Genomic DNA, 24,738 nt, shown 5'->3' on the forward strand with positions numbered 1-24,738 from the left:
GCCGCCGGGATGGCGACCCATCGCCCATTACTTCCGTCAGGGTGTGGTGTCGAGCGGCTCGGTGCGCACTTCGCCGTCCTGCACGGGCTCGAATCCCTGCGTCCCCTGCGTCTGGGCGGGCGCCTCGACGACCACCGGCGCGACCGCCGGTGCGGGCGCCTGGGCCGCCGCGGGGGCGGCACCGGTCGTGCCGCGGTTGTTGCGGGCCAGCTCGGTGACTTCCTCCAGCTCGTCGCGGAAGCCGACCACGGCATTCGACGGCTGGCCGGCGCGGCTCTCGAAGATGGCGCGCGGCGTGGCGGCGCTGCCATAGACGGCGGTGTTGGCGTCATCGTCGATCTGCAGCACCGCGCCATCCAGCGCCACGCCGGCGAACAGGCCGCGCGCGCGCGACCACGACCAGATCTCGGCCTTCAGCTGGCCATCGGTGGACGCGCTGGCATTGCGGCCGACCGGACCGGCGGCGACGCCGGCATCGGCGCCCAGGGTGAACTTGCCGTTGACGATGGAGTCGAGCGAGCGATCGTTGCGGAACACCAGCACCACGTCGGAGGACTGCACGCCGGCCTGGAAGCCGATGCTGCCGCCGGTGAGCTTGATGAACACCGGTTGCGACCAGCTGCCGTCGGCATTCTTCACCGACATCAGGCCATGGCCGCGACGGCCGCCGATCACCAGGCCGGCCTTCAGCGTGTCGGGGATGACGATGATCGCCTTGCCTTCGTCGAGCAGCTTGTCGGGAATGCCGTTTTCGGGGATGCGCTGGATCTCGTTGAGCACGCGTACCGCATTGGTGGCGCGCTCGTCCTCCTTGGGACCCGCGATGGCCTGGCCGGCGAACAGGGCGGCGGCCAGCGCAAGCGCGGTGGGCGGCAGCAGGCGACGGGAGGTGCGGTTCATGGCGGCTCCATACAGGGGTTTCGCAGCAGACGGCTGCAACCGCCTGAAACTAGGCGGGGGCGGATGAATCGGCGCTGACAGCGACGGCGCCGGGCGCGTGCTCTGCCACAATACGCGGATGCCCGACACGCCCTCCACCGCCCTGCTCGTCGTCAACCTCGGCACGCCCGAGGCACCGACGCCACGCGCCGTCCGCCGCTACCTGGCCGAGTTCCTGCACGACCATCGCGTGGTGCAGCTGACGCGCTGGCTGTGGTGCCCGCTGCTGCACTTCATCATCCTGCCGCTGCGCGGACCGAAGGCGGCGGCGAAGTACGCCAGCATCTGGCTGCCCCAGGGTTCGCCGCTGGCGGTCTACACGCGGCGGTTGGCCGAGGCCCTGCAGGCGCGGTTGCCGGACTGGCGCGTGCACGACGCGATGCGCTACGGCGCGCCCTCCGTGGCGACGCGCCTGCGCGCGCTGCGTGCCGACGGCGTGCAGCGTGTCGTCGTGCTGCCGCTGTATCCGCAGTACTCCACCACGACCACCGAATCGGTGCGCGATGTGGTGGTGCGCGAAGCGGCGGGGCTGGACGTGCGTTTCATCGACGATTATTCGGTCGATGCCGGCTGGGTGGCCGCGGTGGTGGACTCGATCCGGCAGTGGCGCGATGGCCAGGGCGCCGGTGAGCACCTGCTGTTCTCGTACCACGGCCTGCCGCAGCGGCTGGCCCGCAACGGCGATCCTTACCCGCAGCGTTGCGAGGCCAGTACGCGCGCCATCGTGCAGGCGCTGGGCCTGCGCGACGACGAATGGACGCTGACCTACCAGTCCCGTTTCGGCAAGGAGCGCTGGCTGGAGCCGGCCACCGACACCACGCTGCAGGCCCTGGCCGCGCGCGGCGTGCGCAAGGTCGACGTGGTCTGTCCGGGTTTCGCGGTGGACTGCCTGGAAACCCTGGAGGAAGTGGGGATCGGCTTCGCCGAGGAGTTCGCCCACGCCGGCGGCGCGCTGCGCTACATCCCCTGCCTCAACGACGATGCCCGCCATGTGGAAGCGCTGGCCGCGTTGGCCTGCCGGGCGGGCGACGCGGACGCATGAGGCTGCGCGAGTTCGCCGTCGACATTCCGCTCGGGCGCATCACCGGCCTGCGCGGCGGCGGCGAGGGCACGCGGGTACTGGCGCTGCACGGCTGGCTGGACAACGCGGCGAGCTTCGTGCCGCTGGCCGCGCATCTGCCGGGTGTGCACCTGGTGGCGCCCGACCTGCCGGGCCATGGCCGCAGCGCGCATCTCGCGCCGGGCGCGGAATACACCAGCGGCGTGGCGGTCAACGCGGTGCTGGACATCGCCGATGCGCTGGGCTGGGAGACGTTCTCGCTGCTGGGGCATTCGATGGGCGCCGGCATCGCCAGCCTGATGGCGGCTGCGGTGCCGCAGCGGGTGCAGCGGCTGGTCGCGATCGAAGCGTTGGGCGGCCTGGCGGAAACCGTCGAGCGCACCGCCGATCGCTGGCGCGAGGCGATCGCGGCCGCGCGTGCGTTGCCGGGCAAGCAGTTGCGCGTGTTCGCCGATCTCGCCGCGCCGGTGCGCGCGCGGATGCTGGCCAACCAGTTGAGCGAACCGGCGGCACGGCTGCTGGTCGAGCGCGGGGTGCGGCCGGTGGAAGGCGGCTTTGTCTGGAGCAGCGATCCGCGCCTGACCCTGCCCACGCCACAGCGGCTGGACGAAGCGCAGCTGGCGGCGCTGGTGGCCGGCATCGCCTGCCCGGCCACGATCGTGTTCGCCGATCCGCCGCAGGCCTACTTCCCCGAGCCCCTGCGCTCGCAGCGCGCCGCGCTGCTGCCGGACGGCCGGCTGCACGTCATGGCCGGCACCCATCACTTGCACATGGAAGATCCGGCCGCGGTGGCGGCGCGGTTTTCAGCGTTTCTGCGCGAGGCCTGATCCCGCGCGCTTGGCGTGGGAGAACTCCACCGCCAAGCGCACGTCGCCCTTGCGGATCGGGGCGGTGCTGCGCCACCACGCTGCGGTGGCGGCATCCAGTTCGCTGTCCTCCTGCGCCAGGCGGCGCAGCAGGGCGATGTCCTCGGCGCTGGCCAGTTGTTCGTCCGGCAGGTAGTAGCGCTCCAGCGGCAGGCGTGCGGCCTCGGGGGTGCGCGTGACCCGGGCGATCAGCGCGGCGGCCGACAGGCCCAGCAGCACATAACCGGCCAGCAGGGCCGGAACCGAGTCGCGCGCGCTGCCCAGCCAGGCGACCACCCCGGCCACCACCAGCAGCATCAGCAGCAGCCGGGCGAGGCGGTCGAAGCGCTCGATCTTGCTGGCGGCGCGGCGCCGCTCCCGTGCGCGCGTACCCACTTCCTCCACCGACAGGCTCTTGCGGCTCATCAGCGCGCGTCGGGCGCCGAGGCTGGCGGCCGTTTCAGAAGGCGGAATGGCGTACAGGGAAAACCCGCGCAGCGAGGGCGTGCGGGCGGTGGCGACCGGGTTGCCGACAGCCGACGGGTCGACAGGCGGGACGGAGGACAGCGGGAAAATCGGGCGACGGTCCATGGGCGGTTTCGAAGGGAAAGGAGGGCCGCGCGGCCGGGTCCCCAGGGACCTGCCGGCATCGGCTTGCCCCTCAAATCGTGATGTACATCTCATTCCGGACATGAGGTGTCTCACATCACGTTCCGCGCCCTCAGTCCGCCGCCAGCAGCCGGTGCAGCCTGGCCTTCAGTCGCCGCCCCTCGGCGTGGAACCATGCCCGCTCGTCCCGCCAGTCGGGGAAACGCGCCTCGACTTCCCGCCAGAAGGCCGGCGAATGGTTGGCCTGCAGTAGATGGCACAGCTCGTGGACCAGCACGTACTCGAAGGCCGAAGGCCGGCCCAGCACCAGTGCCAGGTCCAGCGTCAACGTCCCATCCGGCGCCAGCGAGCCCCATTGGGAGGACATCACCTTCAGCCGGATCTGGCGCGGCGCGCGCGGCAGCCCCGCGAGGTAGGCCGGCAGCCAGCGGCCGATGTCGGCCCGCGCCTCGGCTTCGTAGAACGCGCGCAGGGTGCGCCGCAAGGTGGCCTCGCTGACGCGGGCGGGCAGGTGCACGTGGATGCCGTCCTGCTGCCGTTCGATGCGGGCGAAGCGGCCCTCGTGCCAGTGCAGCGGCACGTCCCCGCCGCGCAGCGGCAGGTGCATGGAGACGCCCGGCACGAAGGCGGCGACGTCGTCGTCCGGTGCGTGGCGGGCGATCTGGTCGGCCAGCCAGCCGCGGTGCTGCTGCAGGAAGCGCTCGCCGGCCACCAAGCTGGCGCGCCAGGGCAGCGTCAGCCGCGCGCCGCGTTCGTCGATGCTCAGCTTCAGCCGCTTGGCGCGCGGGTCGCGCACCCGCTGGATCTCCAGGTCGCGGCCATCCTCCAGTTGCAGCGTCACCGTGTCGCGTTCGACGCTGCGGGGCGTGCGGGTGGTCAGGCGCTGGAGCAGGGACGGCATGGCGCGATGGTAGCGGAAGCGGTGTGCGGCGAAGGCATCGCGCAGAGCGGAGCTCACTCCGCCTTGCTGAGTTTCAGCGCGTGCTCCAGCACCAGGAACAGCCGCTTCAGTTCGCCGGCCATCAGCGCGAAGCGGGCATCGAGCTCGGCGCGCAGGTCGTCGTGCTCGGTGTTCTCCAGCTGGTCGACGGCGCCGTCGAGGAACTTCAGCTTGCGCACGATCAGGTCCTCGCCGAGGACGAACGACACGTGGTCGTCCAGCACCAGGGCCAGTTTGGTGACCTGCTTGCCGGCCTCCAGGTGCTTGGCGATCTCGTCGCTCTGCAGCTCCTGGTTCTGGCACTTCACCACCGCGCCGCCTTCCATCGCGTCCTTCAGCTCGCACTCCTCGCCCAGCGACAGGCCTTCCGGCAGCGGCTCGCCGGCAATCCAGCCGGTCAGCACGTTGCGCGGCGCCACCTCGGCATTGAGCGGCAGCGCGGGGAAACTGCCCAGCGCGCGGCGCACTTCCGACACCACGTTCTCGCCGGTCTTGCGCGAGGACGCATCCACGGCGATGAAGCCATGCTCCAGGTCGATCAGCGCATCGGTGCGCGAGGGTTTGACGAACGCGCGCGGCAGCAGCTCGTGCAGCAGGTCGTCCTTCAACCGCTTGCGGGTCTTGCCGCCGGGCTTGCGGCCTTCCTTCGCCTCGATCTCCAGCAGCTTCTTCTGCAGCAGGTCGTTGACCACCGCGCCGGGCAGGATCTTGTCCTCGCCGCCGACGCTCAGCCAGATGGCGTCGCTGATGCGATGGGACAGGGCCTCTTCGCCACGACCGAACGGCGAGATGAAGCCGCGCGAGGACAGCTCCAGCGGGCCGACCGGCTTGAGCGCGGCTTCGGGCAGCAGTTCATCGAGCTGGGAAAAATCAAGCGTGGTGGGGAAGCGGAACAGGGTCAGATTGCGAAAGAACATCGGGGAATCAGGGTCCGGTAAATGAGGGGAATGCGTGCGGTTGTTTTGCCCGTCATCCCGGCGAAAGCCGGGATCCATATCGCTCTTGTGCTTCAGCGGGCTGGCGGACAGCAGAAGCAGAATGGATCCCGGCTTTCGCCGGGATGACGGCGGGGTGTGGCGAGGTCAGGTGTCCTTGTTCGCCAGGGCAGGGTGCGGTTCGCCCGCCAGCCACGCCTGCACATCGGGCAAGGCGGCGCCATCACGGTGACCCAGCGAGAGGAAATCGAACAGCTTCGGATCGCTCAGCTGCGACGGGCGGATGTCGCCCAGCGCGCGCGCGATGGTTTCGATACGGCCGGGCGTCTCGCGTTCCCAGGCGTCCATCATCTTCTTGACCTGCTTGCGCTGCAGGTTTTCCTGGCTGCCGCACAGGTTGCACGGAATGATCGGGAAGCCCTTGGCCTCGGCGTATTCGGCGATGTCGTCCTCGCGCACATAGGCCAGCGGGCGGATCACCACGTGCTTGCCGTTGTCCGACAGCAGCTTGGGCGGCATGCCCGAGAGCTTGGCGTGGAAGAACAGGTTGAGGAAGAACGTGGCGACCAGGTCGTCGCGGTGGTGGCCGAGCGCGATCTTGGTGAAGCCATTCTCCTCGGCATAGCGGTACAGCGAGCCGCGGCGCAGGCGCGAGCACAGCGAGCACATCGTCTTGCCTTCCGGGATCACCCGGCTGACCACCGAGTACGTGTCCTGCTCGATGATGTGGAACGGCACGCCGATGCGTTCCAGGTAGTCCGGCAGGACATGCTCGGGAAAGCCGGGCTGCTTCTGGTCCAGGTTCACCGCCACCAGCTCGAAGCGCACCGGCGCCTTCTTCTGCAGCTGCAGCAGGATGTCCAGCATCGTGTAGCTGTCCTTGCCGCCGGACAGGCACACCATCACCTTGTCGCCTTCCTCGATCATGCCGAAGTCGGCGATCGCTTGGCCCACCTGCCGGCGCAGGCGCCTGGCCAGCTTGCCCTGCTCGTGCGCGACCCGGCGCGGATCGGCAGCGGGACGGCGCAGGACGGGGTCGGGCAAGGGCAGGACGGTGCTCATGGCGCCATTGTACCGGGGCGCGGTGACGCTCCCGCCGTTGGCGGTGTACGCTCGCCGCGTGGAAATCGACAACCCCGCCGACATCGCCGAGAAGATCGCCGCACTCAGGACCGAGCATCGTGACCTGGACGACGCCATCGTGCGTCTGGTGGAGGAAGGGGATGCCGACGAGGTGGCCATCAAGCGGCTGAAGAAGCGCAAGCTGTGGCTGAAGGACTGCATCGCGCGGCTGGAGAGCGCGCTGATCCCGGACGAACCCGCCTGACGCCACGGTGTCGCTCCGGCCGGACGGTCGAAGCTCGAATCTGACGCTGGACGTCACCCGCGGCGTTGCGCTCGTCGCCCATCGCGCATGTGGACACTGCCGGAACGCCGCATGGCGGTCGTTTCCGGCCCGCGCGCGGTCGTGCGTGCAGTTGGCCCGATGTTTGCTTCATAGCCGGGTGTGGGGATTTCCCCTACCGACTGACCGTCTGCCGTCCTGCCGGCGCCGCGGTTCCCAATGACAAGCCGTTGCGCTGACGCGCGGTGGCGAGGGAGTGGCATGGAGCAGGACAAGCCGTTCAACCACCGGATGCCGGTGTCCGCCCGCGAGGCGCGGATCGCCTCGGCGTCGGCCGACGCGGCGCTGGCCGGCATCGGGCTGCGGATGCTGCGCATCCTGCCGGGCGAGCCGCTGGGCGACGTGCCGCGCCTGCGCCGCGAAGTGTATTTCCACGAACAGGGCCAGTTCGGCGACCGCAGCCGGCGCGTCACCGACGGCCTGGATGCGTGCGGCACCACGCTGGCGGTGGAGAAGGGTGCGCAGGCGATCGCCACGCTGCGGCTGCATGACTTCTCGCCGCTGGCAGTGCAGGTGGAGTACGGCAGCCTGTTCCAGATCGACGACTTCGCGCGGACCTGGCCCTTGTCGCAGGTGGCGGTGGGCACTCGCTTCGCCGTGCAGGCCGACCAGCGCAACAAGCCGGTGGTCGACCGGCTGATGGAAGAGGTCTACCGCTGGGCGCAGGAATCGCGCATCCAGTTCTGCCTGATCGCCTGCGAGCCGTTCCTGCATGGCGTGTTCGAGCACTACGGCTTCCGCGAATACCTGCCGCCGGCGATCCTGCCCGGTGGCGTGGACCTGCTGCGCATGGTGCTGGTGATGGAGGACGAGCCCTACCTGTCCGAATGCGGCTCGCCGCTGCACCGGTTGATCCGCGAGCCCGCGCGCGCGTTGCCCGCCAAGGCGTGGCTGACGCGGTCGTTCCACGCCCTGGGCGGCTGAGCTTCCTCGACCGCCGGCGTGCGCTCAGTCCAGCGGCGCCGCCACCGGCTCGGCCGGCTTGGCGGCTTCCGGGCTGACCTTCTCGATGGTGTGGCGCAGTTCGCGGCCGAGGATGGCCTTGGCGTCGCGCGCCCAGGCATCCAGGCGGTCGTCGAACAGCAGCTTGCTGTTCTCGTCGGGCCAGACCAGCTTGAGTTCGCGCAGCTTCTGGATGAAGCCGCGGAACAGGGTCTTGTCGAAGAACTCCGGCGCGGCCGGTGCGTACAGCAGGCTCAGGCGCTGCGCGGCCTGCTGGCACAGGCTTTCCAGTTCCGCCGCGCCCAGCGTGCCGGGGCCGTTCTTCACCAGCACCGAAATGGCGATGTAGTAACGCTCGAACGCCTGCTGCAGGGAGTGGCCGATCGCACGCAGGCGGAACACTTCGTCGGTCTGGCCGGCGCTGCGCGCGAGGATGCCGCCATCGTCGTCGTTGACCTGCTGCAGCAGGCCTTCGCGGACGAACACCTCGATGGTGCGTTCCATCCGCTCGGCGAACTCGTCCTCGCTCCACGGCAGGAACAGCTCGGCCTGCAGGAACGGATACAGCGTGCGGCCCAGCCGCAGCACGCCGGCGCGGCTCATGCGGCGGTTGTTCTGGAAGCAGCAGGCGATCCACGACGAGGCCGTGAACAGGTGCAGCACGTTGTTGCGGTAGTAGCTGAGCAACACGGCGGTGTCGTCGTCCACGCTCAGCACGTCGCCCAGCGGATGCTTGATCCGCTGCAGCATGTTGATCTCCTCGGCGTGGGAGATGATGCGGTCGGGCGAGTGCGGGGTGACGGTGACGCGGTCGGAGTAGGGCAGTTCGGCCAGCAGCACCTTCGACAGCTCGATCTGCGCGATCAGGTCGGCTTCGCCCATTGCGTGCTTGGGCGTGGACAGCAGTGCCAGCGCCAGCAGGTTGATCGGGTTCACGTCGGCGGCGCGGTTGATGTTGACCTGGATCTGCTGTGCCAGGGCGTCGACGATGTCGGACAGCCAGGCGGGCTTTTCTTCTTCGCCCACCGGCTTGCCGTCCCACTCGGGCGCGTACGTGGCCAGCGCGTCGTTCAGCGGGATCGGCTCGCCGAAGTTCACCACCACCTGGCCGTAGTTCTGCCGCAGCACCTTGGGGATGCCCCACAGCACGGCCCAGATGGATTCCTTCTCCTTCGGCCGGCCGCTGAGTTCGTCCAGGTAGCTGGTGCCTTCCAGCAACTTTTCGTAGCCGATGTAGACCGGCTGGAACAGCACCGGCTTGCGCGGCTGGCGCAGGAACGCGCGCAGCGTCATCGAGATCATGCCGCCCTTCGGCGGCAGCAGCCGGCCGGTGCGCGAGCGTCCGCCTTCGATGAAGTACTCCAGCGAATAGCCGCCGGAGACCAGCTGCGCCACGTATTCGGTGAACACCGCCGAGTACAGCGGGTTGCCGCGGAAGCTGCGGCGCATGAAGAACGCGCCGCCCTTGCGCAGCAGCGTGCCCACCACCGGCAGGTTGAGGTTGATGCCGGCGGCGATGTGCGGCGGCACGATGCCGCGCTCGTACAGCAGGTACGACAGCAGCAGGTAGTCCATGTGGCTGCGGTGGCAGGGCACGTAGACCACTTCGTGGCCGGGCGCGGCTTCCTTGAACTTGTCCAGGTGGTGGACCAGCACGCCGTCGTAGATCTGGTTCCACACGTGGCTCAGCAGGAAGCTGGCCGAGCGCACCACCGGGTTGGAGTAGTCGGCGGCGATTTCCCAGGCGTAGGCGTGCGCCTTCTTCCACGCGTCCTCGGGCTTGGACTTGTCGCGCCGCGCCTGTTCGACGATGGCTTCCTTCACCGGCTCGGCGGCCAGCACCTGGTCCACCAGCAGCCGGCGCGTGGACAGGTCGGGGCCGATGATGGCTTCGCGGATGCGGTGGAAGTGCGTGCGCAGTACGCGCGAGAGTTTGCGGACGGTGCGTTCCGGTTCCAGGCCTTCATCGACCGTGCCGCGCAGCGACACCGGCGGCGCGAACCGGACGATGGTGCCGCGGCCGTTGAGCAGGATCGCCAGCAGCCGGCGGAAGCGGCCGACGATGGCCCAGTTCTCGGAGAACAGCACCGAGAACCAGCCGCTCTGCTTGTCCGGTGCGCGGCCGACGAAGATCGACACCGGTACCAGCTGCACGTCCAGCGCGGGGTTGGCGCGATGCGCCTGCAGCAGCTTGGCCAGCGAGCCGGAATGGGTCTTGGCGCTGACCTGGTCGGGGATCAGCGTGCTGGCGTTGCGGCGCGACAGCGCCACGTAGGCGCGCTTGCGGCCCAGCGGATTGCCGCCCACCGGCAGCGGCATCAGCGGCGAGGGCAGGCCGGCGTCGCGGCAGGCGCGGTCGAGGATTAGCGCGTTGGACAGGCCGTAGTCTTCCAGCACGTAGCAGACCGGGCGGCCGTCCAGCAGGTCGGCCGGCACGCCGGGTTCGATGTTCAACGCCAGCCAGGGATCGGCCAGGCGGCCCAGCAGCCGCGCCCACAGTGGGCGCTTGGCCTGCCGGGTGGCGCCGTACGGCGCCATCGGCAGGCCCGCGGTCACCGGCGCATCGTCAGCGATCGCGGCCTCCGGCGAGGTGCCGGGCGCAGGTGCGTTCGCCGCCGCGGATGTCTTCTCGGGCGGCGTCGGCGTCGGGCCGTCCGGAAACGGCAGGGAGTTCTGTTCAGGCATCGGCCGCATTATGGCCCACGCCCATGGCCGGCTGGAAAGCGGTTACCGGCTGCGGCGTGTCTCATTCATGGCGCCGGGCGGGCTCGCCGGCATCCCGGGGAGAGGCGCGAGCCGTTGAAAGCGGGGCGTTCAGCGCCGGCGCCGGGGCTCGCATCCCACGCCGTCGTTGTCCCGGTCCAGATGCGCCCCATAACCCGGATCACCGCGCCGGACGGGCGCCGCGCCGTGGGCGCGGGCCTCGTCACAATTGCGGAAGGGGTGGGTGGGTGCCGTGTCGCGCAGTTGGGAGGGCGCGGACGGCGCAAACCGGGGAACGCGCGTGGGCGCGACGGAAGGGGACCCTGTCGGCGTGCTGTGCCGATGACAGTGGTATTCGCCGGTCTTCCGCTGGGTGTGGCAGCCGTTCTTGTCCAGGCCGCCCGAGTGCGCATGCACGGGGGAAGCGCATGCGAGCAGTCCGGCCAGCGCGAAGAACGCCTTCGGCCAGCGCCTGCAGGCCGTCATGGCGGGGACGGCGTCTCACCGTCGGCAGGCGTCGCCGCCGGCGGGGCGGTCGGCGCGGGCACTGCCGCCAGCACGGCTTCGGCATGCCGGAGGTAGTCGGTGAGGTACCACTGGCCGTTGCGCCGGGTCAGGCTGACCACCGTGTCGATCTCGCGCTCGCCCAGCGGGTAGTGGATGCGCACGGTGGCGGTGTCGCCCTTCTGTTCGACCAGGCCGGTGCGCAGGTCGGTGAAGGTGGCGTCCAGCGGCAGTCCGTAGCGCGCGAAGGTCGCCTTCGTCTCGACGAAGACGGGGGTCAGCCGCTGCAGGCTGCCGGCCATGCCGGCGTCGTTGAGGGCCTGTTCGCTGGTCAGGCCGCTGCGGCGTGCCGCCGGTGCCAGCCGTGCGAGCGTGGCGCGCGCCAGTGCGGGGTCGCCCAGCGGGGCCTGCTGCGCCCACTCGCCCAGCGCGGCGATGACCTGCGCGTAGTGGTCGCGTTCTTCCTGGGTGTAATCGCCTTCGTTCTTCACGTACTGCACGCCGAACAGGCCCAGCGTGCGCGCGGCTTCCTTCAGGTCGCGGTCCTGGCGGGCGAACTGGCGGTCGAAGCTGCGCTGCAGGGTCTTTTCCGCGTCCTTGGCCGACAGGGCGACCAGCATCGGCACCAGCTTGTCTTCCAGTGGCAGCTCGGTCAGCGGCCAGCGGCTGTGGCCGGCGCGCCAGGCGGCGTCCAGTCGCGCGTGGAGCTCCGGCGGCACGGCGTCACGGGTGAAGCCGACCAGGTCGTTGTTCTGCAGATGGGTCGCCAGCTGGCGCACGCTGGCGGCCGGCTCGCTGGCCGCACCGGCCAACTCCTCCGGCGCCTGCTTCCTGCAGGCGGCCAGCAGCAGCAGCGACAGCCCGGCGGCTGCCAGCACGCGCAGGACGGACGCGGACGGCTTCGGCTTCATGCGGTGTGACTCCCCAGTCGCTCCGCATCTTCGCGGGCGCCGGCCGACGCGGCAAGGATGGCGGTCGCAGTTGGGAGGTCGGGAATGGGGAGTAGGGATTGGGGAATGGAGTGCAGGGACTGCGAACGCCGCAGTTGTTCCCATTCCCTATTCCCCATTCCCTACTCCCGCCCAATAAAAAAGGAGGCCGGCCGTCTTGCGACGTCGCGGACCTCCTGAAGTCCGGCCGAAACCGGAGGACGAAGTGTTGTGGCACATCTCCGGTCCAAGGACCGGATGCGCACAGCCTACCTGCGCCCGAATGCTAAGGCAATACCTGAAATAGATATATGCAAGCTATTGATTTAATTGATCGAAGCGGCGATCTCGGCCTGGATCGCCTCGGCCGCGGCACGCGGATCGGCGGCCTGGCTGATCGGCCGGCCCACGACGATGGCGTCGGCGCCCCGTGCGAAGGCCTCGGCCACGCCGACGGTGCGCTTCTGGTCGTCGCTCACCGGGCCGCCGGGGCGGATGCCCGGGCAGACGATGGAGAAGCCCGTACCCGTGGCGGCGCGGATCATCCCCGCCTCCTGCCCCGAACAGATCACGCCGTCGATGCCGGCCGACTGCGCCGCCAGCGCGCGCTGGACGACGATGTCCGCCGGTTCGCCGCTGTTGATGCCCATGGCGCGAAGATCGCCACCGTCCATCGACGTCAGCACGGTCACCGCCAGCAGCCGCAACTCGCCGGCCCGCGCCCCGGCGGCGGCTTCCATCATCCCCGCGTGCCAGCCGTGGATGGTGGCGTAGGTCACCGGCCAGCGCGACAGGCCACGGATCACCCCGGCCACGGTGGCGGGGATGTCGAAGAACTTCAGGTCGACGAACACGCGCTTGTCGCGCCGGGCCAGCTCATCCAGCACGGTGAAGTAGTCGCCGCTGGCCAGCAGCTCCATGCCGATCTTGTAGAACTGCACCGCGTCGCCCAGCCGGTCGACCCAGGCCAGCGCGTCGGCGCCGGACGGCGCGTCCAGCGCGAAGATCAGGCGCTCGCGCGCGCTGAGTGCAACGGGACCGGCTGCGCTCACGGCGCGTAGTCCAGGGCGTCGCGCTTGGCCTGGGTGCGGGCGGCGGGCGGCTGGTCCCAGGCGTTGTTGAACAGCGCCGGCTCCCACGAGCCGTAGGTCGGGTTGGGCAGCATCCACCAGCGCTCGCCGAACCAGTCGTCGTACTCGTCGAACAGGGCCTGTCGGCCGTCGCCGGTGTTGGCCACCACTTCGGTGAAGTCGCCGATCTGGTCGCCGAACTGCATCAGTACGCGGTACTGCTGCCCCGCCAGGCGGCGGCGGCAGTTCTTCTCGCTGCCGTTCTGCTCGCAGCCTTCCAGCACCGTGCCCAGGCCGAGGAACACGCTGTCGTCGGCGACCGGCAGGCCGGCCTCGCGCAGGTTGGCCAGGGTGGCTTCCCTCAGGTGCACGGCGCGGTTGGAGATGTACAGGATGGTCACGCCCTTCTCGGCCGCGGCCTTGGCGAAATCGACCACGCCCGGCAGCGGCTTCGCTTTCTTTTCGGCGACCCACTGGTCCCAGCTGATCTCGTCGTACTCCTTGCCGTCGCGGATCAGCCGTGCCTGGTAGGGCGAGTTGTCCAGCACGGTTTCGTCCACATCCATCACCACGGCCGGCTTCAGGCCGGCGGCGGCGTTGCCGCGCTCGCCCGGGACCAGCGCGTCCCAGTTCTTTTCCTTCAGCGCGACATCCAGGTGGTCGGCGGCGGCACGGAAGGTCTGCGTGGTGATCGCGCGGTACTCGACCGAGGTCTGCACCCACGCCACGGCGTTGAGGTTGTCGTGCGTGCCGGTGGGCTTGGCCGCCGTCGCGGTGGCGGCAGGCGCGGCGGCATCGGCTGGTGCGGCCACGGGCTCGGTGCGTTTGCAGGCGGCCAGGGTCAGCAATGAAGCCGCCAGGCCGGCGGCGAGCAGGGAAACGCGCATGGAAGATCCCATTTCGAATGTGCGGGAATTCTAGCCGACCGCTGTTACACCCGTCGGTCGATGCCGGTGCGCGCGGGTTATCCTGCCGGCCCGTTCCTGTTCCCGATGCCTCCATGGAAGACACCGCGCTCGTCCTGAATGCCACCGAGGCCCGCCTGCTCGGCTGCCTGATCGAGAAGGAAGCCACCACGCCGGAGACCTATCCGCTGACGGTCAACGCTGCGCAGTCCGCCGCCAACCAGAAGACCGCGCGCGATCCGGTCATGACGCTGGACCCGGGCGCGGTGAACCATGCGTTGCGCCAGCTGGAGCAGAAGGGCCTGGCCAAGCAGGTGTTCTCTTCGCGCGCCGAGCGCTACGAGCATCGCACCGCGGCGTTCTTCGGCATCCCGCAGCAGCAGGCCGTGCTGCTGGGCCTGTTGCTGCTGCGCGGCGCGCAGACCACGCACGAACTGCTCGCGCGCAGCGAGCGGCTGTTGAAGTTTGCCGACGCCGATGACGTGCGCCATCACCTGGACCGCCTGATCCAGCGCGAACCTGCGCTGGTCGTGCAGATCCCGCGCGGTCCGGGACAGCGCGAGGATCGCTACATGCATCTGCTCGGCGGTCCGGTGGACGTGGCGGCGATCGCGGCGCGGCTGCCGTCGTCGTCCGCGGGCGAGCCTGCGAATGCGGAACTCGAAGCGCGCGTCGCGGCGCTGGAGGGCGAGGTCGCCGCCTTGCGTGAACAGGTAGCCACCCTGCTCGCGGCGCGCGAAGGCTGAGCGTCAGCCTTCGTCGCTTGCGTCGGCGAACGGAGCGGTCGCGGCCCTGCGTCATGCGTCATGCGTCGGGTGACTCTCACGTTCGCCCTCGGCCCTGATGCCGCAACAGCCAAGCTACACGCGGATACCCGGCTGGCGACGTTGCGCGCCGCATTGCATCGCGCTACGTTCGCTGCGCCCCCGGCACGGAACGTCTTCATGGAACGACGCCTCATCCGGAGTATCGCCACCAGCGCGCTGATCTCCGTTGCCACGACAGGATGCCACGCCACCATGGCCACATCGACCTCACCCGGTCCTTCTTCCGCGCTGCCGGAAGGCCACTACACCAACGTCGGCGCCGAGTGGCCGTTGAAGTTCAGGGCGCATTATTTTGGTGGGCACTGCTTCGATACCCAATCGTGCGCGATCCTCTACCGGGGTTTCAGTCACGGATCGGAAGACAGACCGTCGCCCTCGGTCGCATCGTATGGACGACCGCTCGACAAGCTGTTGAGCGCGGGCCGTGGCCCCATCCCGAATTTCCCGCCCCCGGCCCGCGTCACATGGCGCTCGAAGGACGGGACACCGCTTGAGGCGGAGATCGATATCGGCGAGATCTTCCGGGATGGATTGGTCCGGCACAATCTCAGGCAGGAGGAGATATCGGAGCAAGGGCCAGGCCCGGGATTGCTGCCTGCCATCATTCTTGAGGTCAACGATCGCACGATCAGCGTCTACATGCGGGCGCACATCTCCACCAGGGAGTTGCAAGAGCCGGGGAACCGGTACAGCGACTTCCGAAATGACCTGATCAAGGTATTCAGTCGGAACTACTGAGCAAGGAGCGCTCGCCATGCAATCGAGTGAAGAGGCGCAGGATCGGGACGGCAGGATAGAGGTAGAGCGCACCGGAGAAGCGGGCCGCGAAAGCTATCGTCAAGCCGAGGCCGAACTGGCCAAGCTTCGTGTTCCCCTGTTTCTTCGCGAAGGAAATGCGCACGAACGTTTGTATATCGCCGGCCTGGATGGGACCGGGAACAGTTTGTTCGATGATGATCCCGCGCACTGGAGCGCGGTCGCGAAGATCTACAAGCAGATAGAAGAAGCCAGGCCGCCAAGAGTGGCGGCAGGCTATGTGGAAGGGACATTTACACAGAATGGATGGCTCAGGACACCGGAAAAGTTGTTCGATGGGCGCTTCGGACACACCTTTGACGAGCGGGTCGAGACGGCCTACTTCCAGTTCTGCGTGCAGGCCAAGGAATGGCTGAGAGAGGATCCGGCGGCGCAGATCCGTGTCGCCGGCATCGGGTTCAGTCGCGGCGGCGAGCAGATGGCGGCGCTTGAGCGAATGATCCATGAGCGTGGCATACGCGATCCGGAAAGTGCGGACTATCGTGTGAACGGGGAGAACCTGATCACCCGTATCGAGTACGCCGACCGCCCCCTGCTCGTGCAGCCAGGCGTGACGCCGCAAGTGGCGCTGATGATCGACCCCGTTCAAACGGGGGTTGAGGAGCATGATCGCCGCTTGCCTCCGTCTACGCTGACGACGTTCCAGCTGACGGCTGAGAACGAGCGTCGTGATCTGTTCAAGGCCACCCTGCACGTGTCGCTGGGATTCAGTGAAGACGACCGCAGCCTCAACCTCGTCCGCCCCGGGTCTCACGGGGACATGGCGGACACCTACTCCCGCAACGGATTGGGCATCGAGAATTTCAACCTGAGCGTCGAATTCCTCAACCGCCTCAGCGACACGCCGTATCTCGAGAAGCGTCCCCTGCCAGAGGATCCCGACCAGTACGTGATCCACCGCTCCGACCAGCACATGGGCGGCCTGTACGGCACGCGTGGCTACGACCGCGACGGCGTGCGCGACCATGTGGACACGCTGGCGCCGGAGCGGCTTTGCCGGCAGGCGGTGGTCGACGACTGCAACCGCAAGGCGCCGATCGACGAGGCCCTCGACGCCCAGTTCGAGCGCCGCACCGGAGCGTCGTCGCAGGCGACCGGGAAAGCCGTGGGCGGATATGTCGAAGAGGCAGCGGACCGGTCCGTGTGGCCCGGCTTGAATGACATCGTGGAGCGCGTCTCGCGGGCAGGACCAACAAGCGGAGGCGACCCGATGTCGGCCGTGCTCGGCGAATATCTGCGCGGCCCCTGGGCACGCCAGTTCCAGGCGGATGTCGCCAGGGAACTGGCAGCGCGGGAGGAGCCATCGATGCACGTCGCGTCTCCCCAGTCGTCACCCGCCGAGCCCGCGCGCGAGTCGCCCGCAGCTGCGCGGTAAGCGCACCTGTCGCGGGTTAGCGCTTCTCCTCCATCAGCCCCACCAGGTTGCCATCCGGATCACGCAGGAAGCCGGTCCACAGTTCATGGTCCGGCATGCGCGCGGCGAGTTGCGGCGGCCGCTCTTCCGTCGCGCCGCGCGCGACGAGGGCGGCCTGCGTGGCGACGATGTCGTCCACGCGGAAGTACAGGATCGAATTGGCACCGACCGCCCCCGCGCCCTGCGGTGTGGTCAGCATCAGTCGCACATCGCCGGCCTGAAGGAATGCCAGCGTCGGCGCGGGTTGGAACAGAAAGGGCAGGCCCAGCGCGTCGCGGTAGAACGCCAGTGCGCTATCGACGTTGCCGACGGTGAGGGCGATCTGGTGGATGTGGGAGAGGCGGGGTTGCATCGCGGTGTCTCCGGTGGGGTTCACTGCGGCCGACGACTGCTGCGCAGCAGGAACAGGCTGCCGATAAGCGTGCCCGCCAACGATGCCGCCAGCCCGATTGCCGAAGCGATCAGCAGTTCGCGCGGCCACGAGACCGGCATGCCGGCGCTGTCGCCAACAAGCATCCGCAGCAGCACGGCCGTCGGCGCGGCGGCGGCGACCAGCAGCAGGAGCGGTAAGAAGCGTCCGGTACCGAAGGCGCGCAACATCATCGCAACGACCACCAGCGCCGCCAGGCCAGGGCCGTAGAGCGCACCGGGCAACGCCGTCATGGCCGAAGGCGCCCGCCAGTACGGGAACCCGACGCCGACCAGGGCGATCAGGAAACCCACCAGCCACCAGATCCGGCTGTTGCGCGTCATGGTCCGTGCTCCCGTGGATACGGGCCAAGCGTACCGCGTCGTCCGCGCGATCCCTAGTCGAACATCGCCTGGATCGCCGCCAGGCCGGCGCTGGCGCGTTCCTTCTTGCGCTCCGCGTCGGCGACCGGGTCGGCGCCGTCGCGCTGCAGTTCGTCGACCGGCAATTCATCGATGAAGCGACTGGGCTGCAGACGCAGGCGCTCGCCGAAGCGGCGCGTCTCGCGGTTGTGGCTCAGCCACAGCTGTTCCTTGGCACGGGTGATGCCCACGTACATCAGGCGCCGTTCTTCCTGCAGGTTGCCTTCCTCCACGCTGGTCTCGTGCGGCAGCGTGCCGTCCTCGCAGCCGACGATGAAGACGTAGCGGAATTCCAGTCCCTTCGCCGCGTGCAGGCTCATCAGCCGCACCTGGTTGCCGCCGTCATCCTTGTCGTTGCGCGACAGCAGCGCGAGCTGCGCGGCCAGGTCGCCGGCGGAACTGCCGCGCGGTCCGCCTTCGAACCAGTCGGCCAGTTCGTCCAGGTTGGCGCGGCGACGCTGGAACGAGGCTTCGTCCTTGCACTGCGAGCGCAGGTCGGCCAGCAGGCCGGACCGTTCGCTCAGGCGGCGTACCAGATCGGCCGGCGGCAGTTCCTCGGCATGCCGGCGCAGGTCGCGCACGATGTCGACGAAGGCGCTGAGGCCGTTGGCCGCACGCGGCGGCAAGGCTTTCAGCGCGCCCATCGATTCTGCCGCGCGCGATAACGGCAGGTGCGCGTGCTGCGCCATCTCGGCCAGCTTCGCCAGCGAGGTCGCACCGACTTCGCGCTTGGGCGATTGCACCGCGCGCAGGAAGGCGGCGTCGTCGTCCGGATTGACCAGCAGGCGCAGCCACGACAGCGCGTCCTTCACTTCCTGCCGCTCCAGGAACGCGGTACCGCCGGTCAGGTGATAGGGGATGCGCAGCAGCTGCAGCGCCTTCTCCAGCGCGCGCGACTGGTGGTTGCCGCGGAACAGGATGCAGAAGTCGCTCCACGCCGCGCTCTTGGACGCGTGCACGAACGAGATCTCGGCGGCGACCTTCTCCGCTTCGTGCTCGTTGTCGCGGCACTCCCAGACGCGGATGCGTTCGCCGTCGGCCTGATCGCTCCACAGCGCCTTCGGGTGTTCGTGCGGGTTGTTGGCGATCAGCGCATTGGCGGCGCGCAACACGCGGTTGCTGCAGCGGTAGTTCTGTTCCAGCTTGATGATCTGCAGGGCCGGATAGTCCTTCGCCATCTGCAGCAGGTTGTCGGGGTTGGCACCGCGCCAGGCGTAGATGCTCTGGTCGTCATCGCCCACGCAGGTGAAGTCGCCGCGCTCGCCGGCGATCGCCTTCAGCAGGCGGTACTGCGCATCGTTGGTGTCCTGGCATTCGTCGACCAGCAGGTAGCCGATGCGTTCGCGCCACGCCGCGGTGATCTCCGGATTGTTCTCCAGGATCTGCACCGGCAGGCGGATCAGGTCGTCGAAGTCGACCGCGTTGAACGTGGTCAGCCGGTCCTGGTAGCGCTGGTACAGCAGGGCGGCGTCCTTCTCGCGGTTGGTGCGCGCCGCGGCCAGCGCTTCCTCCGGCGAGAGACCGGCGTTCTTCGCGCGCGAGATCAGGTTCTTCGCCGCTTCCACCTCGTCGGGCTTGGCGCCGTGCATCAGGTCCTTGACCTGCGCGTGGGCATCGTCGGCGTCGAAGATCGAGAACCCACGCTTCAGGCCCACGGTGGCGTGTTCGATCTGCAGGAATTTCAGTCCGAGCGCATGGAAGGTGCATATGGTCAGGCCTTCCGCGGCATCGCCCTTGATCCGCTTGGACACGCGCTCGCGCATTTCCTTGGCGGACTTGTTGGTGAAGGTGATCGCCGCGATCCGGCGCGCCGGGAAGTGGTTGCCGGCGATCAGGTGCGCGATCTTCTCCACGATCACCCGCGTCTTGCCACTGCCGGCGCCCGCGAGCACCAGCAGGGGGCCCTTGCTGTGCAGGACGGCGGCGCGTTGGGGGGGATTAAGACCGTGCATGGGGACTTCCTGGCGGAGCGCGATTGTACTCGCCGACGAGCGGCGGCAGGTTCTGTTGACAGGTTCTGATCCGTCCACCTATTCATACGACACGATCCGGACGTGTGAAAAGGAGGAACGCTCCGTGAAGACGCTGTTGACCCTTGTATTCTTGTGCGCCGCCATGCCCGCGTTCGCCGATTCCGCTGTTTCGGGCACGCCATCGGCATCAGCTTCCACTCCGTCCCTGCGACCGGTGGACCTGCTGATCATGCAGACGGAAGACTACCTGGCTTTCCATCCCGACCAGCAGTTCCGTCTCCGAGGTAGCGAGGCCTTGCGGGCGGGGCGGCTGGAGGAGGCCCGCATCCACTTCCAGCGCGGCGCGCGCTATGCGGACAAGCTGTCGCAGGCCGCGCTAGCCGAGATGTGGTGGGAAGGGCGTGGCGGCCCGCAGGATCGCGCGATGGGCTACATCTGGATGGACCTGGCGGCCGAACGCGGGACGCCGCATCTGTTGACGATGCGCGAGCGTTACTGGTCACAGATGGATGTAGTGGAGCGCGCCCGCGCAACGAACGAAGGGGCTGCGCTGCAGAGCGAATACCAGGACGCGATTGCCAAGCCCCGGCTCGCCGCCCAACTGCGAAGAGGCATGTCGAAGATGACGGGCAGTCGCGCAGGTGTCGCGTCCAGGACAGAGGTGTGTGCGGGCGCGACGGCATCCGGCAGCTGCGCGCACTGGGTCGATGCCAGCGACTACTACGCCACGCACCACTGGCAGCCCGATGCCTACTGGCGCATGCAGGAACAGCTCCTGCGCGGCCTTGGCGAGGCTACGCCGCAAGCCGATGTAGGTCCGCTCGAACCCGCGCGATAGGTTCAAAGGGAGGACGTCCGGCATCCATCCAGTGCAGGCCGCTGCCACGCCTGGCGCGAGTCCGTCCACGCCGGGAATCGGGCTGCGCTGGATTTGCCCTCCGACCGACTCACGAAGGTGCGGAGGTGCGTGCGGTCTACAATGGGCCCATGGCCAAGCTCTACTTCTACTACTCGGCGATGAATGCCGGGAAGACCACCACGCTGCTGCAGTCGGCGCACAACTACCGCGAGCGCGGGATGCGGGTGGTGATCCTGACGCCGCGGCTGGACGACCGTGCCGGCACCGGGGTGGTGGCCTCGCGGATCGGTCTGCGCGCGGATGCCGTGGCGTTCGAGCGCGACGACGATCTGGAGCGGCGGATACGCGACGACATCGCCACGCACGGCAAGCTCGACTGCGTGCTGGTGGACGAGGCGCAGTTCCTCACCCGCGCGCAGGTGTGGCAGCTCAGCGAAGTGGTGGATGCACTGCGCATCCCGGTGCTGTGCTACGGGCTGCGCACGGATTTCCGCGGCGAGCTGTTCGAGGGCAGCCAGTACCTGCTGGCCTGGGCCGACGAGCTGAGCGAGATCAAGACCATCTGCCACACCGGCAAGAAGGCGATCATGACCGTGCGCGTCAACGAACAGGGGCTGGCCGTGCAGGACGGGCCGCAGGTGGAGATCGGCGGCAACGAGCGCTACGTGTCGGTCAGTCGCGCCGAGTTCAAGAAGATCGCCCGCGGTGAGGGCCGCATCGATCCCGTGCAGCCGGACCTGCCGCTGGCCTGAGCCGGCTCAGTGGCAGGTGGCGCGCAGCTCCGCCACTTCCCGCGGAATGATGCCGCCATCGGGCAGCGCGATGCGCAGTTCGCCCAGCAGGGCATCCAGTTCGCGGCGTGCGCGCTCCTTCTCGCCCAGTCGGCACCGGGCCTCTGCCTGGTATGAGCGGGCCTGCCACCGCAGCTTCGGCGCTTCGCTGCCGCCGCCAGGCTGCGTCGCCAGTGTCTGCAGCGGTGCGATGGCATCCTGCGGCCGTCCCAGCCGGGTCAGGTGCCGGGCCATCGACAGTTCCGAGAACCAGGTGCGCGGATGGTCCGGGCCGAAGCCGACGCGGGTCAACCGCACGGCGCGGTCGAAGCGTTTCGTCGCGCCCTGCAGGTCGCCCTTGGCGGCGAGTACCTCGCCGATCATGCGGTCGGTCTCGCCGATCAGCGCGTGGCTGGCGCCGATGGTGCCCACCCGCAGCTGTCGCGATTCCTCCAGCGCCGCCAGCGCCTCGTCGTAGCGGCCGGCGCTGTGCAGCACCATGCCGTAGTTGAACAGGCCGCCCGGCAGGATCTGCATGCTCTCGTTCTCGCGCCAGATGGCGACGGCCTGCGCGACATCGCGCACGGCGGCGGCGGTGTCGCCGCGCTCCCACGCGATGATGCCCATCGAGTTCCAGCTCGACGCGGTGTCGCGATGGCGCGGTCCCAGCGACTCCAGCGTCATCGCATGCAGGCGGCGCAGCTCCGCGTCCGCCTCGCGCAGCTGGCCCTGGTCGACCTGCACCGCGGCGATGTGGCGCCGCAGGGCCTGGGTGAGCGGGTGCCGCGGTCCGTGGATGTCTTCGGAGAGTCCGCGCGCGCGCTGGAACGCGGCGAGTGCGGCGTCGGTCTCGCCGCGGTTGCGGTAGAGCAGCGCCAGGCTGCGCTGGATCTCGATCGCCAGCGGATGGCGCGCGTGCCCGTTCGCCTGCAGGTGCGCCAGCGCGGCGCGATAGCCGCGCGCGCCAGCGTCGGCGTTGCCGAGTTCGACATCGAGCTGCGCCAGGTCGCGCATGTTCTCGGCCACCCCGGCTTCGTCTTTCAGGGTGCGGCGGATATCCAGCGAGCTGTCGAACATCTGCCGCGCGAGTTGCTTCTCGCCGGCGTCCGCACGGCAGCGTCCGTTCTGCGACTGGAACTCCGCCACCCGCAGCGGCAGGCGCGATTCGAGCGGACGCAGGCGCGCTTCCATCGGCGCCATCGCCTGCACGCACTGGCGCGAACGTCCCAGCAGGCGCAGCACGCGGCCATGCTGGGTGGCGGCCTGCAGGCGCAGGCTGTCGGGGGCGTCGCCGGTCACCGCCAGCACGCGTGCCTGCTTTTCCAGCAATGCCAGCGATTCGTGGTAATCGCCCAGGCCCAGGCGCAGGCGCGCGATCACGCCCAGCAGTTCGGCCTGTGCGCGCGGCTGGTTGGCGAGTTCGCGCTCGCCGCGGCGTTCGCCGGCCGCGAGCAACTCGCGCGCATCGAAGGTGTTGCCCTGTTGCGAGGCGCTGGCGTTGTCGAACAGGCCGATCACGAAATCCTGCATCGCCTGCGCGCGCGCCGCTTCGCGCATGGCCTGCCGCCCCTGCCACACGCTGGCGGCCAGCGCGGCGACCAGCACCGTGGCCGCCACGCCACCACCGGCCAGTGCCCAGCGATGACGCACGAGGTACTTGTGCAGCCGATAGCCCATGCTTTGCGCCCGCGCGTGGACAGGGCGGCCTTCGATATGCCGCCGCAGGTCCAGCGACAGGGCTTCGACCGAGGCATAGCGCTGCTCCGGCAGCTTCTGCAGGGCCTTCAGCGCGATGTTGTCGAGGTCGCCGCTGAGCTTGCGGGCGGTGCGGCGCGCCTCCGGGCAACGGCTGCGGCTGCCGTCGGTGGTGCGCAGGGTGGCGACCGAGGGCTTGAGCGGTTCCACCGCCAGGATGGCCTGCTCCCATTCGGCATCGGTCTGCCGGCGCAGGCGGTAGGGCTTGGTGCCGGCGATCAGTTCATACAGCACCACGCCGAGCGAATACACATCGGTCATGGTGGTGACGAGTTCGCCGCGCACCTGTTCCGGTGCCGCGTAGTGCAGGGTGAAGGCGCGGACTTCGGTGCGCGGATGCACCGGCGCCGGCTCCGGGTCGTCGAGCAGCTTGGCGATGCCGAAATCCAGCAGGCGCACGTCGCCCGACGGCGTGACCAGGATGTTGGACGGCTTGAGGTCGCGGTGGACGATCAGGTTGGCATGCGCGTGGCTGACGGCTTCGCAGACCTGCAGGAACAGCGCCAGCCGCGCGTCCAGGCCCACGTTGTTGGCCAGGCAGTAGTCGGTGATCGACACGCCTTCGACGTACTCCAGCGCCAGGTACGGCTGGCCCTCGCTGCCGATGCCGGCATCGAGCAGGCGCGCGATGTTGGGGTGTTCGAGGCGGGCGAGGATCTCGCGCTCGCGGGTGAAGCGCAGCCGCAGGTTGGGATCGGCCAAGCCGGGGCGCAGCAGTTTCAGCGCCACCCGGCGCTTGTACAGGCCGTCCGCGCGCGTGGCCAGCCAGACCAGCCCCATGCCGCCTTCGCCCAGCAGCGACTCCAGCTGGTAAGGCCCCAGGCGCATGCCGGGTTTCAGCTGGCCGGGCTTGTCGATCAGCGGTTGGTCGATGAAGCCGTCGCCTTCCTCTTCCAGCGCGAGCAGCTTTTCCACTTCCTGCGCCGTTTCCGGATCATCCGCGCGCAGGATCTCGAGTTGCTCGACGCGCGCTTCCGGCTCCAGTTCCAGCAGCACGTCCAGCAGCGGGGACAGGCGTTTCCAGCGTTCGACGTCCATCGGCGCGGCGCGGCTGGCGCGGGCTCAGGTGTCCGCCATCGCCGACAGCAGGAACAGTCGCGCCTTCTGCCAGTCGCGGCGGATGCTGCGCTCCGAGCGCTGCAGCAGCTCGGCGATCTCCAGTTCCGACAGGCCGGCGAAGTAGCGCATTTCCACCACCTGGGCCAGGCGTTCGTCGGCGGCGGCCAGTTTCTCCAGCGCGTCATTGAGCGCCAGCATGTCCTCGTCCAGGCGCAGGTTGCCTTCCACTTCCTCCGGGATGTCGGCCACGCGCTTGAGGTCGCCGCCGCGCTTGCGCGCCAGCCGGCTGCGGGCGTAGTCCACCACTACGCTGCGCATCGACGAGGCGGCATAGGCGAAGAAGTGCGCGCGGTCCTCGAACTTGGCCGTGCCGGTGGAGCCGAGCAGTTTCAGGTAGGACTCGTGCACCAGCGCGGTGGCGTCCAGCGTGTAGCCGTGCTGCCCGGACAGCTGGCGGCGCGCCATGGTGTGCAGTTCCTGGTACAGGGTGGCCAGCACGCGGTCCAGCGCGGCGCGGTCGCCGCTGCGGGCCGAGTCCAGCCACAAGGTGATGTCAGGTGCGTCGGCCATCCGTCTTCCCCACGTGCCAAGGGCGGGAATATAACGTCATTTCCCTCACAACACGTGAGGAAGGCCGGCTTCCCCCGC

At 68.9% G+C, this 24,738-nt stretch carries 24 protein-coding genes; 9 read left to right on the forward strand and 15 right to left on the reverse strand.

Annotated elements, in window-relative coordinates; all coding sequences use genetic code 11:
- Positions 1–36: 36 nt before the first annotated feature.
- Entirely contained in the window at positions 37–900 is an 864-nt protein-coding gene (locus MMG85_RS06020; protein ID WP_241045209.1) for a lipid-binding SYLF domain-containing protein, read from the reverse strand.
- A gap of 118 nt (positions 901–1,018) precedes the next feature.
- Here MMG85_RS06020 and hemH point away from each other — a divergent pair, with 118 nt between their 5' ends.
- Both hemH and MMG85_RS06030 read left to right on the forward strand, forming a co-directional pair.
- A complete protein-coding gene (gene hemH, locus MMG85_RS06025) occupies positions 1,019–1,981 on the forward strand; it encodes a ferrochelatase (protein WP_241045210.1) in 963 nt (320 codons plus the stop codon).
- Positions 1,978–2,826 (forward strand): alpha/beta hydrolase, encoded by an 849-nt coding sequence (locus MMG85_RS06030; protein ID WP_241045211.1) that lies wholly within the window; start codon positions 1,978–1,980, stop codon positions 2,824–2,826. Before hemH ends, MMG85_RS06030 begins: the two co-directional genes overlap by 4 nt.
- On the opposite strand, the gene MMG85_RS06035 is transcribed toward MMG85_RS06030, so the two are convergent.
- The 4 genes from MMG85_RS06035 to ttcA form a co-directional block, all read right to left on the reverse strand.
- Positions 2,803–3,435: a hypothetical protein gene (locus tag MMG85_RS06035; RefSeq protein ID WP_241045212.1), complete on the reverse strand. Its 633-nt coding sequence runs from the start codon at positions 3,433–3,435 to the stop codon at positions 2,803–2,805. The two genes, MMG85_RS06030 and MMG85_RS06035, sit on opposite strands and share 24 nt — an antisense overlap.
- Positions 3,436–3,565: 130 nt before the next feature.
- Positions 3,566–4,354 carry a SprT family zinc-dependent metalloprotease gene (locus MMG85_RS06040; RefSeq protein WP_241045213.1) on the reverse strand — a complete coding sequence of 263 codons (789 nt, stop codon included), beginning with the start codon at positions 4,352–4,354 and terminating at the stop codon, positions 3,566–3,568.
- A 53-nt stretch (positions 4,355–4,407) separates the two neighbouring features.
- Entirely contained in the window at positions 4,408–5,310 is a 903-nt protein-coding gene (locus MMG85_RS06045; RefSeq protein ID WP_241045214.1) for a recombination-associated protein RdgC, read from the reverse strand.
- 165 nt (positions 5,311–5,475) lie between these two features.
- Positions 5,476–6,390, reverse strand: a complete 915-nt coding sequence (gene ttcA, locus MMG85_RS06050; protein ID WP_241045215.1) for a tRNA 2-thiocytidine(32) synthetase TtcA — start codon at positions 6,388–6,390, stop codon at positions 5,476–5,478.
- Between the two features lie 58 nt (positions 6,391–6,448).
- On the opposite strand from ttcA, the gene MMG85_RS06055 reads away from it, so the two are divergent.
- Complete coding sequence (locus MMG85_RS06055) at positions 6,449–6,655, forward strand: YdcH family protein (protein WP_241045248.1); 207 nt, start codon at positions 6,449–6,451, stop codon at positions 6,653–6,655.
- A 279-nt stretch (positions 6,656–6,934) separates the two neighbouring features.
- On the forward strand, positions 6,935–7,657 hold the full coding sequence (locus tag MMG85_RS06060; RefSeq protein WP_241045216.1) for a GNAT family N-acyltransferase: 723 nt from the start codon (positions 6,935–6,937) through the stop codon (positions 7,655–7,657).
- A 24-nt stretch (positions 7,658–7,681) separates the two neighbouring features.
- Here the strand turns inward: MMG85_RS06060 and plsB are convergent, their stop codons facing one another.
- The 5 genes from plsB to MMG85_RS06080 all read right to left on the reverse strand — a co-directional run bounded on the left by plsB (position 7,682) and on the right by MMG85_RS06080 (position 13,768).
- Positions 7,682–10,369: a glycerol-3-phosphate 1-O-acyltransferase PlsB gene (gene plsB / locus MMG85_RS06065; protein ID WP_241045217.1), complete on the reverse strand. Its 2,688-nt coding sequence runs from the start codon at positions 10,367–10,369 to the stop codon at positions 7,682–7,684.
- Between the two features lie 120 nt (positions 10,370–10,489).
- Positions 10,490–10,864: an excalibur calcium-binding domain-containing protein gene (locus MMG85_RS18445; protein ID WP_277399761.1), complete on the reverse strand. Its 375-nt coding sequence runs from the start codon at positions 10,862–10,864 to the stop codon at positions 10,490–10,492.
- Positions 10,861–11,793 carry a hypothetical protein gene (locus MMG85_RS06070; RefSeq protein WP_241045218.1) on the reverse strand — a complete coding sequence of 311 codons (933 nt, stop codon included), beginning with the start codon at positions 11,791–11,793 and terminating at the stop codon, positions 10,861–10,863. Before MMG85_RS06070 ends, MMG85_RS18445 begins: the two co-directional genes overlap by 4 nt.
- A gap of 344 nt (positions 11,794–12,137) precedes the next feature.
- Entirely contained in the window at positions 12,138–12,863 is a 726-nt protein-coding gene (gene pyrF, locus MMG85_RS06075; protein WP_241045219.1) for an orotidine-5'-phosphate decarboxylase, read from the reverse strand.
- Positions 12,860–13,768, reverse strand: coding sequence for a 5'-nucleotidase, lipoprotein e(P4) family (locus MMG85_RS06080; RefSeq protein WP_241045220.1), 909 nt, complete (start codon positions 13,766–13,768; stop codon positions 12,860–12,862). Before MMG85_RS06080 ends, pyrF begins: the two co-directional genes overlap by 4 nt.
- A 113-nt stretch (positions 13,769–13,881) precedes the next feature.
- Here MMG85_RS06080 and MMG85_RS06085 point away from each other — a divergent pair, with 113 nt between their 5' ends.
- From MMG85_RS06085 to MMG85_RS06095, 3 genes are all read left to right on the forward strand, one after another.
- A complete protein-coding gene (locus MMG85_RS06085; protein WP_241045221.1) occupies positions 13,882–14,532 on the forward strand; it encodes a DUF480 domain-containing protein in 651 nt (216 codons plus the stop codon).
- A 198-nt stretch (positions 14,533–14,730) separates the two neighbouring features.
- Entirely contained in the window at positions 14,731–15,351 is a 621-nt protein-coding gene (locus MMG85_RS06090) for a hypothetical protein (protein ID WP_241045222.1), read from the forward strand.
- A 16-nt stretch (positions 15,352–15,367) separates the two neighbouring features.
- Positions 15,368–16,804, forward strand: a complete 1,437-nt coding sequence (locus tag MMG85_RS06095) for a DUF2235 domain-containing protein (RefSeq protein ID WP_241045223.1) — start codon at positions 15,368–15,370, stop codon at positions 16,802–16,804.
- 16 nt (positions 16,805–16,820) lie between these two features.
- Here MMG85_RS06095 and MMG85_RS06100 read toward each other — a convergent pair whose 3' ends face one another.
- The 3 genes from MMG85_RS06100 to MMG85_RS06110 are packed head-to-tail and all read right to left on the reverse strand — an operon-like array spanning position 16,821 to position 19,626.
- Positions 16,821–17,195 (reverse strand): VOC family protein, encoded by a 375-nt coding sequence (locus tag MMG85_RS06100; RefSeq protein ID WP_241045224.1) that lies wholly within the window; start codon positions 17,193–17,195, stop codon positions 16,821–16,823.
- 20 nt (positions 17,196–17,215) lie between these two features.
- Positions 17,216–17,596 (reverse strand): hypothetical protein, encoded by a 381-nt coding sequence (locus tag MMG85_RS06105; protein ID WP_241045225.1) that lies wholly within the window; start codon positions 17,594–17,596, stop codon positions 17,216–17,218.
- 53 nt (positions 17,597–17,649) lie between these two features.
- Positions 17,650–19,626 (reverse strand): UvrD-helicase domain-containing protein, encoded by a 1,977-nt coding sequence (locus tag MMG85_RS06110; RefSeq protein WP_241045226.1) that lies wholly within the window; start codon positions 19,624–19,626, stop codon positions 17,650–17,652.
- A gap of 124 nt (positions 19,627–19,750) precedes the next feature.
- On the opposite strand from MMG85_RS06110, the gene MMG85_RS06115 reads away from it, so the two are divergent.
- Positions 19,751–20,485: a hypothetical protein gene (locus tag MMG85_RS06115; protein ID WP_241045227.1), complete on the forward strand. Its 735-nt coding sequence runs from the start codon at positions 19,751–19,753 to the stop codon at positions 20,483–20,485.
- 149 nt (positions 20,486–20,634) lie between these two features.
- Complete coding sequence (locus MMG85_RS06120) at positions 20,635–21,258, forward strand: thymidine kinase (protein WP_241045228.1); 624 nt, start codon at positions 20,635–20,637, stop codon at positions 21,256–21,258.
- 6 nt (positions 21,259–21,264) lie between these two features.
- On the opposite strand, the gene MMG85_RS06125 is transcribed toward MMG85_RS06120, so the two are convergent.
- Both MMG85_RS06125 and MMG85_RS06130 read right to left on the reverse strand, forming a co-directional pair.
- Positions 21,265–24,069 (reverse strand): serine/threonine-protein kinase, encoded by a 2,805-nt coding sequence (locus MMG85_RS06125; protein ID WP_241045229.1) that lies wholly within the window; start codon positions 24,067–24,069, stop codon positions 21,265–21,267.
- Between the two features lie 24 nt (positions 24,070–24,093).
- Positions 24,094–24,660, reverse strand: a complete 567-nt coding sequence (locus MMG85_RS06130) for an ECF-type sigma factor (RefSeq protein ID WP_055939119.1) — start codon at positions 24,658–24,660, stop codon at positions 24,094–24,096.
- Positions 24,661–24,738 lie beyond the last annotated feature (78 nt).

This window comes from Pseudoxanthomonas sp. LH2527 (genome assembly GCF_022539275.1).
In the GTDB taxonomy this organism is placed as follows: Bacteria; Pseudomonadota; Gammaproteobacteria; order Xanthomonadales; family Xanthomonadaceae; genus Pseudoxanthomonas_A.